Below are 20,000 nucleotides of genomic sequence, written 5' to 3'. Positions count from 1 at the left end.
CCCTCTAAAGCAAAACGCCTCCAGCAGGAGGCGTTTTGTTATTCATTGCGTCGATTACTCGTCGATGCCAGTGATGTTGCCATCCTCATCGATGTCGATGTTGAGATACGCAGGCTTATCTGACAGACCGGGCATGGTCATCACATTGCCGGTGAGCACATAGATGAAGCCCGCCCCAGCGCACAAACGCAGACCACGCACTGGTACCACAAAATCCGTCGGAACCCCTTTAAGGGCAGGATCATGACTGATCGACAGCGGCGTTTTCGCCATGCACACCGGCAGGTGGCCATAACCCAACTTAGTCAATCGCTCGATGTCGGCTTTGGCCTGCTCGCTCAAATCGATGCCACGGCCGCCGTACCCCACTTCGGCCATGGTCAACAGCTTGGCTTCGATGGGTTGCTCAGCATCATAAAGGTGAGTAAATTCAGCGGGTTCAGCCAGAGCTTCCACAACCGCTTTGGCAAGCTCGGTGGCACCTGCGCCGCCCTTGGCAAAGGCTTCAGACAGTGCCACTTTGGCGCCGCTTTGAGCCACTTTGTCCGCCAGCCAGTTTAGCTCAGCGTCGGTATCATCCGGGAAGCGGTTTAGTGCCACAACCACAGGCACTCCGTAACGCTTGGCGTTGTCGATGTGCCACTTCAAGTTGGCAAATCCCGCTTCCAACGCCTCAGCATCCGGTTCGAAAATGGCTTTTGGCAGCGCCTGACCGGGACGCAAGTCATAACGACCGGAGTTGGCTTTAAGACCTCGCAGCGTGGCAACCACCACCGCCGCATCAGGACCTTTTCCAGCGGCGCGGGCTTTGATGTTACAGGCCTTCTCAAAGCCCATGTCGGAGCCAAAGCCGCCTTCGGTTACCACGATGTCCGCCAGCCCCAACGCCATGCGATCGGCAATGATGGAGGAGTTACCGTGGGCAATGTTGGCAAATGGGCCGGCATGCACCAATGTTGGCACCCCTTCCAAGGTCTGCATCAGCGTCGGCTGCGCCGCATCACGTAAAATGGCCGCCATGGCACCGGCGACGCCAACCTGCTCTGCGGTAATCGCTTCACCACTGCGGCTGTATGCCAACACCACTTGCCCTAAACGCTGACGCAGATCCTTAAGATCGGAAGCCAGCGCCAAGATCGCCATCAGCTCAGAGGCGGCTGAAATGTCAAAGCCCGACTCACGCTCGATGCCGTTAACGGTTTTGCCAGGCTCATTGATGCCGATTTGAATGCGGCGAAGCGCACGGTCGTTCATGTCAACAACGCGATTCCACACCACTGAGTCGGCATCGAAATTCAGCGCTTTCATGCCGTTTTTTTCTTCAAACCCGTCCCCCAGCTTCTGTTCATGGAACAAACGGGCATCGATGGCCGCCGCCGCGAGGTTATGAGCCGCAGTAACCGCATGAATATCGCCGGTCAGGTGCAGATTCAGTTCTTCCATCGGTGCCACCTGGCTATAGCCGCCACCGGCAGCGCCGCCTTTCACACCAAACACCGGCCCCATACTGGGCTGACGAATGCACGCCATCACTTTCTGACCGATGGTATTCAGGCCTTGAGATAGACCAATGGTGGTCACGGTCTTTCCCTCACCCAAAGGCGTTGGCGTGATGGCGGTAACCAGCACCAACTTACCTTGTGGTGCCGTGGCGGCACGTTTTAACAGTTTCTGATGCAGTTTGGCTTTATATTGCCCTTGAGGAATTAACTCATCGGTGCGGATGCCGGCGGCAACGGCAATGTCGGTGATTGGGCGAAGCTCAGCAGCTTGTGAAATGGCGATGTCTGATTTCATTATTATTTTCCGGATACAGCTGAAAACTGGCGGCATTGTACTGGATCCACACCTCAAATCCGACATATTTGTCGATCAAACCGACAAATATTCGCCATTTATTGTTCATTTACTGTGCAAAACTGAACATCACAGGCGACCGGTAACTTGAGCTATTTCCGCTGGCGATATTAAATATCAGTTTGTTTTTGTTATTTTTATTCTGGCAGCCTTTCAATCATGACTCAGACATCGCGGCACTCACTCCTTCTGTTGTTGGCAGTTATCGCCTCCCTAGCCTATCTGGGTAGCGAATTTTTACGTCCGTTTCCCCTGAGTTACGCCATAAAAGCCACCCCCGCCATCGCACTCGCGCTGTGGGTATACAGCAACACCAGCCATCCCAAACGAATGTGGTTAATGGGCGCATTTGTATTCGCAGCCATTGGCGACGTCATTTTAGATTTTGGTCATTTTCCAATGCTGGCGCAGGGGCTGATGGTGTTTGCCCTAACCCAATTGGCGCTCATTAATCTAATGCGTCAATTTCCAGCCAACAGACCCCGATGGCAATGGACCTCGTTAGCGCCAGGGACGCCCATTTTCCTGTGGCTAATTTGGCCCTACCTGGATGACCGCGCTCCACTGCTGGCCGCCTACAGCGTGCTGCTGACGCTGATGGTGATGATGGCGTTTCGAGCCAACCTCAATAAACGCACACAAGTCGGTGCCCTACTGTTTCTGATCTCCGACAGCCTCATCGCCATCGATACCTTTGTTTGGCACTCACAGCTTGGCATGAGCACCATCTTCGCTACCTATTTCACCGCCATTATCTTGTTGGCCCACGGCTTAGTGGATGCCCTTAACCACGCTTCGCAAGAGAGCGATACTGCCACTGAAATCGGAAAGCGTTCAAAAGTAATCTCAAACTGACAAGGCTAGTGCGACTTGAACCGAAAATAGATGGCTGTCGGCTTTAACGAATTGTTATTCGGGCGCCAATCGCCGACTCGGGACGCCGAAATGACGCAGCGATGCCGCTAGACCGAGGACAGGACGTCCGAGAGGCACGCTAAGTCAAGGACGACGCATCGTGCCGATGTTGTAGCGTTCAATACCAACCACACCCGTGAGTTATCCCCTTCAGAAGACAGTAGAAGCATTGAATCTAGACGTGATTACGAACGAATGGTGCGCCCTTTGAAGTAATCACAACGACGAGTCGATGCTTCTAATGGCTTCCCTTTGGGCAGGCCCAAACCGGCTTCATACTGCGTTAGTCACTCTCACTTCAGATCCACTGAAGCATCAAGTAACTGCCTTGTCTGAAACCGGTTTAGCTCCTGCTGAAGGAGTAAGTCATGGGTACGGTTGGTATCTTTGCGAGAATGAGGAAGTACGTCCCGTTGGAGGCAAAGGGGAGTGCAGAGGGGCTAGCCCCTCGCCCGCCGGAGGCTAAATGATCACCTTACTTATTTTTCCGTTTAGAAAAGCTCTAAAACGCATCCAGATTACGCTGGAACACCAGAGTGAAACCGAAATCTATCTTCTGATGATTGAATCAAACTGGCCTCTTTCGCACCAATTTCAGCGATACGCTCATCAATAGGGCCACCTTCAATGGCTTCAGCCAACGTCAGGTAATCCTGAAAATGGCGCGCTTCACTGCGCAGCAGCGACATATAGAAGCGTTCAATTTCAGGTTCAAGATGGGGAGCCAAGGCCGCAAAACGCTCGCAGGAACGGGCTTCGATAAAGGCACCGATAATGAGCTTATCCACCAAGGCTTGAGGCTCATAGGTACGTACCAGACTCATCAACCCCGAAGCGTAACCCGAGGGCCCCATGGGCTCAGGTTCAATGCCTTTGCTCTCCAAGATCTCCAGCACCTGCATGAAGTGGTGCAGCTCCTCTCGAATTAGCCTTAGCATCTTCTCCAGCAGTTCCGAATTGCCCTGAGGGCGGCATCGAAGTGTGGCAGAATCCAGCGCCAGCGGCGATAACCCATCGGCGCGCTTGTCGCTAAATAGCCACTGGCTGTAGCTGTCCATCACCCGCTGCAAATGATCGGCTCCAGCGTCATCCAATACATACCGCCGCAGTAACCAGGCTGCTGACTGCGCCGCTTTCAGCTCACACATCAGATGATCCCGCAAGATAAGCGGCAGCTGCTCAGGCTCAGCGGCATACTGCAACCAGCCCTTGGGGGTTGAACAGTGCAAAAATTGATTGATGGGTTCGAGCAGTGACACCTTAAAAACTCTCCTTGTTACCGTTTTTTCTTATTAAATTCAGTCTCTCAAAACCGATGAACTCTGTGTAAAACCTCGTTGATATTCAGTAAACAAACAGCTTCGGGTGTTACACTAATGTCTATGATGCTGCTTATCCTACCTTAACGATTCCGGACTATGAAAACTCAAGACATTGAACTGTTTCATCTGGTTGCCGATTGCCAGAGTTTTACTCAAGCCGCCAACATCAGCGATCTGCCGGTGGCCAACGTCAGCCGCCGAATCAAACTGCTTGAGGAGGAGATCGGTTTTCTGCTGTTTCAACGCACCACCCGCCAACTGCGAATCACCGATTCTGGTCAGCTATTTTACAACCGCACTCGCGCGCTGTTGGTGCAGCTAAACGAGACCATGCAGCACCTTCAAGGGGCACAGTCGGAACTGCGAGGCCGCCTGCGAATTCAGCTGTTCCCCGACTCTAACTTGCTGCTTCCCGCCCTGCAGCGCTACCAGAAACGCAACCCTGGGGTAACCTTTGATCTGGTGAGCTCCGACCGCGAACTGGATCTGGTGGAAAACGGCTTTGATCTCGGGGTTCGCATTGGAGAGCTTAAAGACTCCAGCATGGTGGCCCGCCGCTTGGGCATACTTCGCCGCCTTGTGGTTGCCTCTCCCAGCTACCTAGAAACCCACGGCCACCCAGAAACCCCCTGGCATCTGCCGAATCACAACTGCATTTTATTCCGTATGCCCAATGGCCTAATCGATGATCATTGGCAGGTAGACAAAGAATCAAGAGTAAAAGTCAGCGGCGATTACATCGTCAATCAACAATCGATGATTGACGAGCTGGTGCTGAGCGGTCATGGAATAGCGTTTCAACCCAGCATTCTCGCCGCGCCACTGATCCAATCTGGAGAGCTGGTGCAACTGTTTGAACACAGTGACGAACAGGGCGAACCCATCTGGCTGGTGTACCCAAACCGTCAAGGAGTCAGCCGTTTAGTGAGTGATTTTGTTGACTACATCATGGAAGAAGCTCGACTGGATCCCGCTTTTTATCATTTTTTGTAAAACTCATTCTCTTTGAAGACGATTTATCAGAATACAGAGGAATTTTAACATTACATCATCACCCAATCTGTGAAGATGCGATTTATGAAATTCCAACACTCTTTAAGCGCCGTCGCCCTGAGCGTCGCCCTACTCGCAGGATGTCAGCCTCAAGGTGACATCCAGGCGGACAAAAGCCCTCGTCCGGTGAAAGTGATCACCCTTGAGGAAGCTCAAAACCATCAGTCTCTTTCCTTTCCCGCCAAGCTGGTCCCCAAGCAGCACGCGGAGCTGTCTTTCCGAGTTCCCGGCACCCTCGCCAACATCGAGGTGGAAGAGGGTCAGTTGGTTACCAAAGGTCAGCCACTGATGAACCTCGACCCGCACGATTTCGAGGTTCAGATCGCCGAATATCAAGCTCGCCTGATTGAAGCCAAAGCCCAAGCCCGCCAAGCGCGTCAAGAGCGTGCTCGCGTTGAGCAAGCCAATCAGGGCAACGCCATCGCCAAGGTGGAACTGGACCGTGCCAATACCGCAGTCGAGCGCGCCGAAGCCTCTGTTACCGTGGTACGCCAACGACTGCAGATGATGCAAGATGCCCTGAGATACAGTGCTCTCAAAGCCCCATTTGATGCTGTGGTTGCCAGTGTGTATATCGACACTTTCGAGCAAGTGGTTCCAGCCATCTCAGTCATGACACTTCATGGGCAAGATGGCTATCAGGTGGAGTTCAGCCTGCCAAATCAATTGGCTTCTCAAGTGACCCTTGGCGCCAACGCCCAGTTGACCATTGCCGGAGAGCCCGCGCCACTTTCGCTGACCATCACCGAAGTGGCTCGCAGTGCCAGCACCCTATCTCGCAGCTTTACCGTGACTGGACAGCTGAGCCAGCAGCCCAGCAACCCTTGGCCAGAACAATCTGGCAACCTGACGCTTAAGCTGCCAACCCAAAGCCAAAGAGGCTTCCTTGTGCCGAGCAGCGCCCTGCAAGGGGATGAGAAACACGCTTGGGTTAATGTGGTCGCAGATCAGGTCAACCATCAAGTGAGGGTGTCAGTACTGGGCTACGAGGGACAATGGATCCGTGTGGCAGGTCAACTCAAAACTGGCGATCAAGTGATCACGGCGGGTGCCGCTTACATGAAGCCCGGCCAACCGATTGGTCAGATCATTGCCGATAACCTACGTCCGCAGCTGTAGTAAGAGCCTGTTTATGAATCCAGCAAGTTTAACCATCAATAAACGCTTCTTCGCCAGTTTTCTGACGACGTTGCTGTGTATCTTAGGCCTGTATGGCTATTTTGCGCTGGGAAAACTGGAAGATCCCGCCTTTACCGTTAAAACCGCAGCGGTGGTCACCCTCTACCCAGGTGCCAGCGCCGAAGAGGTCGAAACCCGAGTCACCGATGTACTGGAGCGAAAGTTTCAGGAGATGGGCCTGCTGTGGAAGCTACGCTCGGTCAGTCGTCCCGGTCAATCCATGGTGTTTGTGGAGCTAATTGAAACCACCACCGGTGAGGAACTCCCTCAGCAATGGGATCTATTGCGCCGAAAAGTGGCTGACGTCAAATTGGAGCTGCCCCTAGAGGCGCAAATTTCCGTTGTGATCGATGAGTTTTCCGAAGTGTACGGCATGCTGTTTGCCGTAACTGGCGATGGCATCCCAGCTCGTGAGCTCAACCACTACGCGGAAATATTCCAGCGTGACCTAAAGTCCGTTGACGGCGTCAACAAGGTGATCCTTCAAGGGCAGTTGCAGCGCTCAATCTATGTGGAAGTCAGCGAAGCGGATCTAGCCAAATACAACCTCACGCCAGTTCAGCTGTTTGATCAACTTCAAAGCCAGAACCTAGTCAGCCACCCCGGGCAGATGACCCTAGGCGCCGAACGCATTCGCCTCGCTCAGACCGACACCTTGGACTCGGTTAACGCGGTGGAAAACCTCATTCTTCGTGCTGGCATTGGCTCTTTGGATGAGAGTCGCATCCGCCTTGGGGACGTTGCCAAAGTCTATGAGACCGACAGCCCAACGCCACTGTCCATGAGCCGATTTAACGGAGACCGTGCCATCACCGTTGCCGTCAACCCTCGAGATGGCATCAACGTGGTGGCCATTGGTGAAAGTCTGAAACAAGCGATTGCGGATTTTGAAGCCAAGGTGCCTCAAGGCGTAAAAGTAGAAACCATCGTGTTCCAGCCCGATGAGGTGCAAAAGTCGGTCAATAACTTTACCGGCAACCTCATCAGCGCCGTGCTGATCGTGGTGGCGGTGCTGTGGATCTTCATGGGCTGGCGCAGCGCTGGCATTGTAGGCATGAGCCTGATGATCACGCTGTTGTTGACCTTGGTGTACATGCTGATAGCCAAGATTGATCTGCACCGAGTTTCCGTTGGTGCCTTCATTCTGGCGCTGGGTATGTTGGTGGACAACGCCATCGTGATTACCGATCTGTTTATCGCCAAACTGCGTCAGCAAATCGAGCGCACTCAAGCAGCTGTGGACTCCGTCAAAGAGACCGCGGTGCCACTGCTGGCCGCAACGCTGATTGCGATCGCCTCCACCATGCCAGTGTTATGGAGCCAAACCGCAGCGGCCGAGTTTGCCATCGACCTGGTGAAAATCATGGCATCTTCCCTGATGCTAAGCTGGATCATCGCCATCACCATCACGCCGCTGATGTGCTGGAAGTTCTTCAAACTCAGCGACAACGCCGATGCCGTTCCGGCGTGGCAGTTAAAAGCCAAATCGGTAATCGCCACCATCATCATTCATCGCTTTAAAGCTTTGGCGGTGATTGCTGCTGGCCTCGCTCTAACGGGCATACTGATCACCAAGGTCACCGTGAACTTTATGCCAAGCTCCGATCGCGCCATCACCTTTGTGGACTATTGGTTACCTCAGGGCGGTGACATTCAGCAAACCGCTGCCGACATGGCAAAAATTGAGGATTGGCTACTGCAACAGCCAGAAGTGGAAAGCATTGCCAGCTTCATTGGCGGTGGTGCACCTCGCTTCACTGTAACCTATGAACCAGAGCCTAACGACCCCGCTTACGGTCAAATTCTGGTGAACCTGCAGCACTTTGAGCAGATCCCTGAACTGCGTCGCCGTGGCAACGCATTCTTGAAAGCGCAGTTTCCCCATGCGGACCCTCGCTTTCGCCCATTGAAACTGGCCACCGTTGACAAGTTCAACATCGAAGCCCGTTTCTCCGGCCCCGATCCTGTGGTTTTGCGCCAACTCTCTGAGCAAGCCAAAACCATCATGGCAGCCCACCCTAACCTGCAGTACATCCGCGATGACTGGCGTCAACCGAGTAAGGTATTGGTACCGCAATTTAACCAGGAACAAGCCCGTCTTGCCGGGGTGACCCGCAACGATGTCAATCTGGCGCTGTCCCGCGCTACCGACGGTCTGCTGGTGGCCAACATCTATGATGGTGACGACCGCCTGCCGGTATTGGTACGTCAGCCGGACTCTGAGCGTAACGATTTCAGCAATCTGCTTACCCTACCTGTAACGCCTCTGTTAGGGCCAACCTCAGTCCCCATGGGTCAGGTGGTTGACGGCTTCGAACTGGGCTTTGAAGAGGGTCAAATCTGGCGTCGAAACCGCCTGCGCACCATGTCGGTTCAAGCCGATGTAGAGGGAATGTTCGCTTCTCAAGCGCGTCAAGAGATCGCCGAGCAAATTGAAGCCATCGAGCTGCCTACTGGGTATCAATTTGAGTGGGGCGGCGAATTTTACGAAGAACAGCGCACTGTCATCGACATTCTGACTCAGTTGCCAAAATCCGGCATTATTATGCTGATTCTCATGGTCGCCATGTTCAATGGCCTTAAACAGCCAATGGTAATCGTTCTGACCATCCCTTTGGCAATGATGGGAGTCGTTCCTATGTTGCTGATTGCGGATATGCCCTATGGCTTTATGGCACTGGTGGGACTCATCTCTTTGACTGGGATGATCATTAAAAACGGCGTGGTATTGATGGATCAGATCAATCTGGAGCTGGCCAAAGGTCGCTCCCCATTCGATGCTCTGGTTGAGTCTGCCGTGAACCGTACTTTGGCCATCAGCATGGCTGCCTTAACCACGGTACTGGGGATGATTCCCCTGTGGTGGGACCCTCTGTTTGGGCCTATGGCTGCCACAATCATTGGCGGTTTGACCGTCGCCACCTTCTTAACTTTGCTGATCATGCCGGTTATTTACGCCGTGCTGTATCGCGTCCAAAATCAGGAGCAAGCTGATGCGTAACCTTATCGCCCTAAGCTTATCACTGGCGTTGACCGGCTGCATGGTTGGCCCAGATTACCAAGCCCCAGAGACTGCCGAATGGCAACCAGAACAGTGGCAACTGGCCAACAACCAAAGCGCCGGTGCGGTAACACAGAGTTGGTGGCAGGAGTTTGAAGACCCAATGCTCACCCGTCTTGTTGACCAAGCAATGAGTGACAACCTCATGCTGCTGTCAGCTCAAGAGCGGGTTAAGTTAGCACGCAGCTATCGCGAAGCGGTCTCCGCCACCAATCTGCCGCAAGTGGGCCTAGGCATGGGCTACACCGCCGGCATGCTCAGCGAACAAGGTCCTGTGGGAGGGCCTCTGCGAAACCCAATGGTGGGGGGACAACCTTTGGGGATGCCCTTGGTGTCGCGCCATTTTGATGCCACCTACCTAGGCGCATCCGTTGGCTGGGAGCCGGATCTATTCGGCAAAACTGCGCGCCTTATTGAAGCCTCAGATGCCCGTGCCGAACAGGTCGAGATTCTCGCCGATGGCACCAGGCTTCTAGTGGTCAGTGCCGTGGCCAATAACTACCTGCAACTGCGCAGTGCTCAGCAGCAAAAGCAATTGATCGGCTTGCAGCAGCAAGACTTGCTGGAGCTTAAGCAGAAGGTTGACGCTCTGCACGCCAGCGGTCTCGCGTCCAACATTGAGCAGGCTCAAATTGAATCACAACTGGCTAGTGTGAGCAGCTTGCTGCCCCAACTGGACAGCGTTATCGATGTGCACTCTCGCCGCCTGAGCATACTGGTGGGCCAATCACCGTCGGCGCTGCTTGAGGAGCTCAGTGAAGTCAAACCTCTGCCTCAAGTGGAAGGGGTTATCCCCGTGGGCTTGCCATCTGAGCTGCTTAACCGTCGCCCAGACATTCGCATCGCCGAGCGCCAAATGAAAGTCGCCAACGCGGAACTGGGCGTCGCCATTGCTCGCCAGTACCCAAGCTTCTACATGACAGGAACCCCAGGGGTGGTGTCATCGGATTTCAGCGAACTGTTTGCCAGCGGCAGCAGCGCCTGGACCTTTGGCGCGGGCATGAACTGGAGCCTGTTTGACGGCGGGATACGTGACGCATTAGAAGCGGTTGCCGAAGCGGAAGTGAACATTGCGGCCATGGACTACCAGCGCACCCTGCTTAATGCCTTTGGCGAGGTAGAAACCTTGCTAACCGCCTATGGCAATAGCGAGTTGCAGTTAGCACAGGTGCAAGCCGCCAGAGATAAGGTCGCCGATGCGGTCGCCAGCACCCACACCCTAGAACAGGCTGGATTAGTCAGCCCGCTGGATTACCTGCAAGCCAGAGTCAATCTGCATCAGGCCGATGCGGCGCTGCTGCAAGCCAAAACCCAGCAAGCTCAGCTGCTCGTGACGCTGTACAAATCCTTGGGAGGCGTTTGGGGCACCAACGCCCCCCAAGCCGAGGAGGAAGGCGCATAACATCAAGTTCGTTCCACGGGGTCTTCTTTTTGCATCACTCCCCGTACCTTTGGCCGGCTTATGCCGGCCCTTTTTTTACCCAATTTCCGGTTCATCACTTAATTCGGTGGCTATGGTAAACTTAATGGCATTGAACCTACCGCCTGAGTAAAACATGGAAAACTGGGAAGCTTGGTTACTGATCGCCCTCATTCTTGGTGTCATTGTCAGTAATATCATGGTGTTAAAACACACCGCTAACTTTAAGATGCCTCAATTCGGTAAGCCTACTTTGCCTAAGAAAGAGGACGGCGACGACGATACCCCATCCAAGCCAGAAGCATAACGGCCCAGCCTAGACTGCCTCCACCGCCACCATCACCGCCTGAGTCGGTGGGGGTCACTGGCTCACCCAGCACCACTCTCGCGCTCTCCACACTGCCGTCAGCGGCGATGAGTTGCAGCACAAAGTCACGATTCGCACCAGAGAGAGCAGTACTGATGTTGGTTGTTAGGTTCATCTGCCCATCCGCAAAGGTCACTTGCTGATTCACCGCCGTATAGTCTTGACCAGCGACCGCACTGCCATCTTGAGTCTGAAGACGTACGCTCAATGGTCCTTGACTGCCACCGAGGCGCACCAAAGTCACCGGCAATACCTGACCGGCCGTCACCAGATAATCGTCTTGCCCAAACTCGATTCGTCCGGGCTGTTGATCATCCCCAGAGTCGGACACCACCAAGCTCAGTTGCTGATTTGCGCCTAGTGACGCCCCAGATGGATAATGCAGTTGCAATCGCCACAATCGGTCGCCCACCTGCCCATCGCCATCCACAGTGAAAAACAGAGACGCCTCCTGTTCGCCAGCATCAAAATTAACCGCAAACAGCGCCGAGGAGCCATCATCTCGGTTCAATGCCACAGTAACCGCAGCAGGGCCACTAAAATCGTCTCGGGTCAACGCCACTTCCACGGCATTGCCCTCCATCACGCTTTGAGAGGTTTGTTCAAACTCGACGCTGCCCTGAGGCGTATTGGCGGCATTGGTGTTGGTGATAAAACTGGTGGACTCACGCAGTACTCGGGCGTTATCTGCAGCAGCGGCATCTCCACACCCAATGGGCGAGGACAGATTGGGGTTAGAGAAGCTGTTAAGCGTACCGGGACTGACGGTCGACCACATTACCGTCACGCCAAAGCCACAATCGATGGCGTGCCCATAATCAGCCAAGCTGGTTGCCACGCCCTCGTGACCGGCACCAAAGTTATGACCTATCTCATGGGAGAAGATGGCGTTACGGATCTGATCAGGAAAACCGGAGTAACTAACAACCGAGTGATTCCCAGGCAAAAACGCAATTCCGGCGGCATCACTCATTGAAGGCACAAACAGCAGCGCCAGATCGGCTCCGTAGTATCGACTCAAGGCGGCGTTGACGCTCTGGTTATTGGCAAATTCTGTCAACAGCGCGCTGGAGTCCATACTCGGTTCAAGGGTGACGGGCAACACGCCAACTAACCTTAGCTCCAGATCAATTTGAGAGTCTGAAAACGCTTGGTTGGTTGCGGCGATGCCCTGCTCTGCCATCGCTTCAATAAAACCAAAGCTTGGCATCGGCGACACCCAATCAGGCACATATACAATCAGATCCGCTTGATTACCTGTGGCCGCCTGAATTAAAGGGGTTGGCCTGTGCTGCCACTGCCGTAACTTATCAAAATCGACAATCGCGTCGTTTTCAAGGGATGTGCCTTCTGCCTCGAACGAGGTCAATGAAATGAATGACACCAGTGTAACGAACACCAGAACCAGTAACGGATACTTCATGCCACCTCCACACTTGCCCCCAGCCAAAATTTAGGGAGACAAGAGTTAAGGCTAGTTCAAATATCCAACTCCAAAGCAAATTAAAGGAATTAAAACTAAAAAGACCAACCTGTTACGGGTTGGCCTTTCCTAAAGGATAAACTTTTCAGTGTTAACTGCGGCGCTTAAGAAGATGAATTTCATCTTCTGCCAACTCTTGATCTAACTGCCTAGCCACGAACTCTGGAGAAGTGGTGTATCTAGCCAACAGATTATAGACAACTGGAATCACCAACAGGGTAAATGCCGTGGCAACCGAGATGCCAACCAACACCACCACACCAATGACAAAGCGGGTTTCCGAGCCAGCCCCAGAAGCCAACACCAACGGAATAGCGCCAGCGGCAGTGGTTACCCCAGTCATCAAGATAGGTCGAAGCCGCTGCACCGCCGCTTCCACAATGGCTTTTTCGAACTTTACCCCTTGGTCCCGCAATTGGTTGGCAAACTCCACGATCAAGATGCCGTTTTTCGCCGCCAGCCCCACCAACATAATGATGCCAATCTGAGAGTAGATATTGAGGCTCTGATCGGTGAAATAGAGGCCCAGCAAGGCACCAAAAGTCGCCAAAGGTACGGTTAACATGATCACCAGCGGGTGAATGTAGCTCTCAAACTGAGCCGCCAACACCAAGAACACCACCGCCAACGCCAGTCCAAACACAAACACAATGGCGCTGCTGGAGTCCTGATAGTCCCGAGATGCGCCCTTGTAACTCACCACCGCGTCCACTGGCAGCTGCTCGGCAACGATGGCGTTCAGGTAGTCCAGCGCTTCGCCTAGGGTATACCCATCCGCCAAATTGCCCTCAATGGTGATGGAACGCATGCGGTTGTAACGATTAAGCTGAGGCGCATCGGCGTACTCCTCCACCCGAACCAGATTGGCCAATGGGATCAGCTCACCGCTGCTACTGGAGCGGACGTAGAGATTACTCAAATCCGCCGCGGTATTTTGATTCTCACGCTGGCCTTCGATGATCACATCGTACTCTTTGCCCGCCTGAGCAAAAGTGGTCACTCGGCGCGAGCCCAGCATCGATTCCAGAGTCCGGCCAATCTCGGTCACCGACACCCCAAGGTCACCAGCACGATCACGATCGATCACCACCCGCAGTTGCGGCTTGGTCTCTTTGTAGTCGTGGTCAAGACCAACTAGGTTAGGGTTTTTCTTGGCCTCTTCCATGATGAGGTCTCGCCACTCGGCCAACTGCTCGTAACTGCCACCGCCAATCACAAACTGAATCGGTTTGTTCACCCCTCGACCAAAGGCCTGACGCATCACCGGAAACGCGCGAATGCCGTTGAGGTCCGACAAACGGCTACGGATGTCGCCCATGATCTCAAAGGCACTGCGACGCTGCCCCCAATCTTCCAAGTTGATGATGGCCATGCCGCCAGAGAAATCCTGCAAGCTGCCCCAGCCACGAGGTGCACGAATCAGCAAACGCTTAATTTCACCAGATTCCACCAAGGGCATCAGGCGATGCTCAACTTCATCCATGTAATCCTTCATGAAGCTGTAACTCGCCCCTTGAGGGCCGTTAATCATCACGAACATGGAGCCGCGGTCCTCTTTCGGCGCAAACTCCGACGGCACCTTAGTCAGTAAGTAGCCACTGCCGCTGAACGCCGCGATAACTATGGCAATCACCAAATAGGGCTTAGCCATCCACTGAATGATGTTGTTGCGATAGCCGCGTTTCATCGCTTCAACACCGGCATCGACTTTGCGAACCAGCCAGCTGTCTTGCTCTGCAGGCTTAAGCAGCTTTGAGCACATCATCGGGCTTAAGGTCAGCGCCACCAATGAGGAGAAAGCCACCGCCGCGCTCATGGCAATGGCAAACTCCCGAAACAGTTTGCCCAGGTCGCCTTCTAAGAAGGTGATCGGCATAAATACGGAGATCAACACTAAGGTGGTGGCCACCACGGCAAAGGCCACCTGACGACCACCGAGAAACGCCGCTTTCAAAGGCGATTCGCCCTCTTCCACTCGGCGGTGAATGTTCTCCAGCATCACAATGGCGTCATCCACCACCATGCCGATGGCCAGAATCATCGCCAGCAACGTCAGCAGGTTGATGGAGAACCCTAAGGCGTAAAGCACGATAAAGGTGGCCATTAACGAAACCGGCACCGTTACCGCCGGAATCAACATGGCGCGCACACTGCCAAGGAACAGATAGATCACCACCACCACCAAGCTCATGGCAATAAACAGCGTGGTGTAAACCTCATCGATGGAGGCCTGCACAAATACCGAGGCGTCATAAGAGCGCTGAATCGACATGCCATCGGGCAGGGTTTGGTTAAGCTCGTCCACCAGTTTATGCACCGACCTTGCCACTTCCAACGTGTTGGCTGTGGACTGACGGGTCACCCCAAGGCCGATCATGTGCTGTGTATTACCTCGGAAAGAGATGCGCTCCTCTTCGGCACCCAGCTCCACATGAGCAACGTCGGACAATCGAATCAGGTAACCATCATCGCCCCGTCCCACCACCAACTTGGCAAAGTCCTTCGGCTCCAGAAAACTGCGCTGAACCCGCACCGAAAAGTGACGATTTTCAGATTCGATGCTGCCCGCAGGTAGCTCTACATTGTCGGCCCTAAGGGCGCTTTCAACATCACTGACTGACAATCCTCGCGCCGCCAGAGCCTGACGGTCAATCCAGATGCGAATCGCATACACTTGGCCACCGCCCACGCGAACGTTGGCCACGCCATCAATCACACTTAAGCGGTCCACCAGATAGCGGCGGGCGTAGTCGGTAAGCGCTAAGGTATCCATGCGAGAAGACTGTAGGTTCAGCCACATGATCACCTCAGAACTGCCGGAGGCTTTTTGCACTTCAGGTGGATCGGCTTCGTCCGGCAAGTTATCCAACAGCCCTGAGACACGGTCACGCACGTCGTTGGCGGCGGCATCGATGTCTCGGTCGATGTTAAACTCAAGGTTGATGGAGGAGCGGCCATCTCGGCTGGAGGAGCTGATGGTACGGATGCCCTCAATGCCGGCAATGCGATCCTCAATCAGCTGGGTAATGCGAGTTTCCACCACCGCCGCCGAAGCACCGGTGTAGTTGGTGGACACCTCCACCATAGGCGGATCGATGTTGGGGTATTCTCGCAGGGGCAACTTATCAAAAGAGACCAAACCAAAGGCGATCAGCAGCAAGCTGATTACCGAAGCAAATACCGGTCGCTTGACCGACAGATCGGTTAACACCATTAGCCGACTCCTTGAACGCTAAAGCGCTCACTGTCGCGCGTGTTAACCTGCTGGCCAGGGCGAACCTTCATGATGCCTCGAGTTACCACGGTTTCGCCAGCCTCAACGCCAGAGAGGATCTCGGCTTTGCCGCGAACCCGCAGCCCAACCTCCACCTGCCGCTGTTCAATCTTGCTGTCGCGGTTGACCACAAACAGGTACTGGCGATCTTGAAGCGGAATCAGCGCCTCCTCAGGCACCACGGTGGTCTGGCGCTGCTCGGTGATGAGTTTCAGGGTCATCAACATGCCGGGACGAAGTGCCAGATCGTCGTTACTGACCTCCGCTCGCACGACGACAGAGCGAGTATCAGGGTCAACTCGGCTGTCGACGCTGACCACCTTGCCGGTAAAGATGCGTTCAGGAAAGGCGCGGCTGCTGGCTTCAACACTGCGGCCCGGCTGCAACTGAGACAGGAATCGCTCTGGCACGGGGAAGTCCAGCTTCACCACTTCGATGTCATCTAGAGTGGCGATCTCTGTGCCTGGAGTCACTAGGGTTCCTGGGCTGACTCGGCGAAAGCCCAACACGCCACTAAATGGCGCGTGCACAAAACGCGCATCTAACTCCGCCTGATATTGAGCGAGATTGGCCCGCGCCACGTCGATGGAGGTAGATAAGCGATCTAGCTCCGAACTGGCCACGGTTTTCTTAGCCACCAGATCTTTGATGCGGTCATACTCTCGCTGCTGCTCCTTTAGATTGGCTTTGGCCGCGCGTAGCTTGGCTTGCTGCTCACCATCACGCAAGGTAAGCAATAGGGCACCGGAGTTTACCCCTTGGCCATCTTCAAAATGCACCTCTTCCACGGTGTCGGTGACTTTGGCTGAGAGCACCACTGATTCGCGGGCCTTTACCGTTCCCAGCGCTTCGACTGCTTGGCGCATGGTTTCCTGGGCAACATTGGCCACCACCACGGTTGGCGTGCCTCGTTTGGGTGCGGATTTTGCCGCACTGGATTGTTGGGATTCTTTGTAATAGATGGCACCGCCAATGGCGACGGCAAGTGAGGTGATTGCAAGTAAGGTTCGTTTCATGTCGTCCTGCCCTGGAGCGAATTGTTATTATTGCGACTCTAAATTGTGAACTAGGGTAACAATTAGCTACGGGATTCGCAGTGGCTAGATCCGGTCATTTCCACAGAATTCGTAACGAACTGTGACACACTTTACATTGATGGTTACAGATACTAAAAAGCCCCGTTAAACGGGGCTTTATCATAGCTTACTCTTCAGCAGATTTTAGAAAGTGTATTCCGCTGACAAGTAGAACTCACGACCGATCACGTTGTAGTAACCACGGTTGTAGTGAGGCCAGCTAGATTGGGTCTGATCAATCTCAGGCTCGGCATCAAAGACGTTGTTGATACCGCCGGTGAAACGCCAAGTTTCCCAGTTGTAGCTTGCCATCAAGTTAACTTCGATGTGAGAGTCAACCTCGGTGTCGTAGTCACTGTCCAGACCATTCTCTTTGAAGTAGTCTTGGTTTTGACCATTGTAGCCATCGATGTACTTAACCAGCACGTTGGTACCAAAGTCACCGTAGGTCCAGCCAGTGGTGAAGTTTGCACGGATTTGCGGTGCAGAGTCTTCGCCATCGATCAGATCCAGTACTTCAGAGTCTGCGTTCAGCTGAGTGTCCCACTTGGTCAGGTAAGTACCGTCCAAGCTAAAGCGCAGGTCACCGTATGAACCCCAGTCGTACACGTAAGTGAAGCTGAAGTCGATACCAGCAGTTTCCTGGCTGGACATGTTGATAGCCTGAGTATTCACAGACACCAACTCACCGTTCTCGTCACGTTCAATCTTGTCCGCAAACGCGTCTGCGTGGTCAAGAATGTACTGAGCGCTTGGATCGTTAACCAGATCGTTAATTTCAACGTTCCAGTAATCCATGCTTACGGTCCAACCTTCGTAATCCCATACGAAACCGATGTTCCAGTTAGTACCCGTTTCCTCTTTCAGGTCTGGGTTTGAACCAATGGTGATTGGCAAAGAGTCGATCTTCTGACACTCAGGCGCATCTGGGTTACCAGCGGCTTCACAACGAGGAGTATCGATTACGGTTGAGTAGGCGCTGGTCGGGTCGCCGAACAGACGCTGCATGTCTGGTGCACGGAAGGTTTCCGCATACAGAGCACGAACCAACAGCTCAGGCATAGGACGATATTCTACCGCCACCTGAGGAGTGAAACGGCCACCTACATCAGAAGCATCATCGTAGTAGTCGTAACGACCCGCAGTGGTCAGAGTCAGCTCGTCCAAGATTGGGAATGCCACTTCCACGTAACCAGCATACTGCTTGCGGCTACCTTCAGCGGAGCTACCACCGGTACCCATTACACCACCAGCGGAGGTGAAGGCATCATCGTAGCTTTCGAACCATTCACGGCTGTACTCAACACCCGCAGCGTAAGCAATTGGACCAGCAGGCAACTCGTAAGCGTCACCGTTGATACCAAAGCTCATTACACTCAGAGTGGATTCACCAGTCTTAGAACCTTGATAGGCCATGGCTGCCGCGTCTTCTGCAGAGATGGTCTCCAGCATCGACTTACCGCCGTCAGAGGTGATGTAGTTAAACATACCTTGTACGGTTGGGCTGCCTTCACTCTTAGTGTCTACTTTCTGGCGGGAGAAAGACCAGCTGGCATCGTATTCGATGTCATCAGTCAAGTAACCTTCAACACCGCTAAGGAAAGCAAAGTTGTTGGTGGTGTACTCAGCACGACGAGGCCCCATTTCGGTCAGACGACGGGTGTAGTAGTACTCACCATCTTCAGCGCCAGCGAAGTCACCGTTAAACGCGGTAGAACCGGTTGCGGCGGCACCTTTCATCACTTCGCTCATCTCAGGGAACTTGATGGAAGACACAACAACGTCGTCGCCATCTACGGTGAAAGTGAAGTCTTTCATCGCCAATGGTTCGATTTCGCGGTACACGTTAGAGTGGGTGTAGTCCATGCGACCATACAGCTTGTGATCTTCGTTAAGCTCACGGCTGAAGTTGATCATAGTAGACAAACGCTGCTGCTCTGGCATGAAGTCACGGGCAGTAGAGCGGTCAAAACCACAGATGCCGTCGTCACGCATGGTGTAACCACGCTCGGCACACTCTTCCGCGCTCAGGGTTTCGATAAGGGTATCGGCCCCTGGGACATCTTTGTACAAGGTAGCACCGTAGGAGCTATAGCCAGCGTATGGGTTGCCTTCAACCATATCCGTACCCCAATCAGGGCGGTCGCTGGATTTCAGCGCTTCCCGATCGTCATACTCAATGAAGAAGGTCAGGTTGGACGTATCGTTGCTGGCACCGGTCAACAAAGAGAAGTTACTGCGAGAGTAACCACCTTCGTCGGTGTCGCTAGTACGAACCTTAACGGTAGTTTCATCAACTTCTTCTTTCAGAATGATGTTGATTACGCCGCCCATGGCGTCTGAACCGTAGATCGCAGAAGCGCCCGTGGTCAGAATCTCAATACGCTCAATGGCACCCAAAGGCATGTTTGCGGTATCAACGAAGTTGTCGGTACCACCTGCTGCAAATGGGTATTTAGGAACACGTTTACCATTGATCAGAGTCAGAACTCGACCGGCACCTACACCACGCAGGTTTACGGAAGAGGCTGACGGGGTAAATCCGTGAACTTCCTGCTGAGTCATGGACCCACCGGAGTTTTGGGATAGGTTATCCAGAACGTCCTGTACAGAGTTGAAACCGCCCTTCTCGATATCTGCCGCGCCAACGACAACTACCGGAGATGCACTTTCCATATCGGTACGCTTAATGCGAGAACCGGTAACCTCAATACGTTCTACTTCATCTTCTTGTGCGACTGCAACTTGCGCGCTCATGGAAGTCGCAGCTAGTGAAACAAACAACGCTCCTTTTACGGCACGTGACAACTTTGATTGCACCATCATTTTTATTATCTCCAAATAGCTTTGATCAGCTAGCATTTTTGTTTTTGTTAACGAGCGGTTTCCTTCGCTCGAACAAAAATACTGCGATTTTTAATATTTAGTTGCAAGGACTTTGATCACACAAAATGAAGCGAAATTAAACACTAAAATTTAACACAAATGGAACA

Annotated in this window: 12 protein-coding genes; 6 read left to right on the top strand and 6 right to left on the bottom strand. The window is 53.5% G+C overall.

What is annotated here, in order from left to right:
• Nucleotides 1-54 precede the first annotated feature (54 nt).
• Nucleotides 55-1,797, bottom strand: a complete 1,743-nt coding sequence (locus tag FCL42_RS02260; RefSeq protein WP_136861741.1) for a formate--tetrahydrofolate ligase — start codon at nt 1,795-1,797, stop codon at nt 55-57.
• 219 nt (nt 1,798-2,016) lie between these two features.
• Here FCL42_RS02260 and FCL42_RS02255 point away from each other — a divergent pair, with 219 nt between their 5' ends.
• Nucleotides 2,017-2,712: a lysoplasmalogenase gene (locus tag FCL42_RS02255; RefSeq protein ID WP_136861740.1), complete on the top strand. Its 696-nt coding sequence runs from the start codon at nt 2,017-2,019 to the stop codon at nt 2,710-2,712.
• Between the two features lie 578 nt (nt 2,713-3,290).
• Here the strand turns inward: FCL42_RS02255 and miaE are convergent.
• Nucleotides 3,291-4,031 (bottom strand): tRNA isopentenyl-2-thiomethyl-A-37 hydroxylase MiaE, encoded by a 741-nt coding sequence (miaE, locus tag FCL42_RS02250; protein WP_136861739.1) that lies wholly within the window; start codon nt 4,029-4,031, stop codon nt 3,291-3,293.
• A gap of 159 nt (nt 4,032-4,190) precedes the next feature.
• Between miaE and FCL42_RS02245 the strand changes: the two genes are divergently transcribed.
• The 5 genes from FCL42_RS02245 to FCL42_RS02225 all read left to right on the top strand — a co-directional run bounded on the left by FCL42_RS02245 (nt 4,191) and on the right by FCL42_RS02225 (nt 11,114).
• Nucleotides 4,191-5,087, top strand: coding sequence for a LysR family transcriptional regulator (locus FCL42_RS02245; protein ID WP_136861738.1), 897 nt, complete (start codon nt 4,191-4,193; stop codon nt 5,085-5,087).
• An 84-nt stretch (nt 5,088-5,171) separates the two neighbouring features.
• The gene (locus FCL42_RS02240) at nt 5,172-6,266 is read left to right on the top strand and encodes an efflux RND transporter periplasmic adaptor subunit (RefSeq protein WP_169308254.1); all 1,095 of its coding nucleotides are present in this window, start codon (nt 5,172-5,174) and stop codon (nt 6,264-6,266) included.
• Nucleotides 6,267-6,279: 13 nt separating this feature from the next.
• Entirely contained in the window at nt 6,280-9,327 is a 3,048-nt protein-coding gene (locus tag FCL42_RS02235; RefSeq protein WP_136861736.1) for an efflux RND transporter permease subunit, read from the top strand.
• Nucleotides 9,320-10,789 (top strand): efflux transporter outer membrane subunit, encoded by a 1,470-nt coding sequence (locus FCL42_RS02230; protein ID WP_136861735.1) that lies wholly within the window; start codon nt 9,320-9,322, stop codon nt 10,787-10,789. Before FCL42_RS02235 ends, FCL42_RS02230 begins: the two co-directional genes overlap by 8 nt.
• Nucleotides 10,790-10,943: 154 nt before the next feature.
• Complete coding sequence (locus FCL42_RS02225) at nt 10,944-11,114, top strand: DUF2897 family protein (protein WP_136861734.1); 171 nt, start codon at nt 10,944-10,946, stop codon at nt 11,112-11,114.
• Here the strand turns inward: FCL42_RS02225 and FCL42_RS02220 are convergent.
• The 4 genes from FCL42_RS02220 to FCL42_RS02205 form a co-directional block, all read right to left on the bottom strand.
• Entirely contained in the window at nt 11,065-12,597 is a 1,533-nt protein-coding gene (locus tag FCL42_RS02220; protein WP_136861733.1) for a Calx-beta domain-containing protein, read from the bottom strand. The two genes, FCL42_RS02225 and FCL42_RS02220, sit on opposite strands and share 50 nt — an antisense overlap.
• A 151-nt stretch (nt 12,598-12,748) precedes the next feature.
• Complete coding sequence (locus FCL42_RS02215; protein WP_136861732.1) at nt 12,749-15,871, bottom strand: efflux RND transporter permease subunit; 3,123 nt, start codon at nt 15,869-15,871, stop codon at nt 12,749-12,751.
• Entirely contained in the window at nt 15,871-16,947 is a 1,077-nt protein-coding gene (locus tag FCL42_RS02210) for an efflux RND transporter periplasmic adaptor subunit (RefSeq protein ID WP_136861731.1), read from the bottom strand. Before FCL42_RS02210 ends, FCL42_RS02215 begins: the two co-directional genes overlap by 1 nt.
• A 204-nt stretch (nt 16,948-17,151) precedes the next feature.
• Nucleotides 17,152-19,764: a TonB-dependent receptor plug domain-containing protein gene (locus FCL42_RS02205; RefSeq protein WP_229359750.1), complete on the bottom strand. Its 2,613-nt coding sequence runs from the start codon at nt 19,762-19,764 to the stop codon at nt 17,152-17,154.
• Nucleotides 19,765-20,000: the final 236 nt, after the last annotated feature.

Source organism: Ferrimonas aestuarii (assembly GCF_005116665.1).
Classification (GTDB): domain Bacteria; phylum Pseudomonadota; class Gammaproteobacteria; order Enterobacterales; family Shewanellaceae; genus Ferrimonas; species Ferrimonas aestuarii.
Note: the sequence above shows the minus strand (reverse complement) of the source record. Positions and strands in the feature narration are given on the sequence as shown.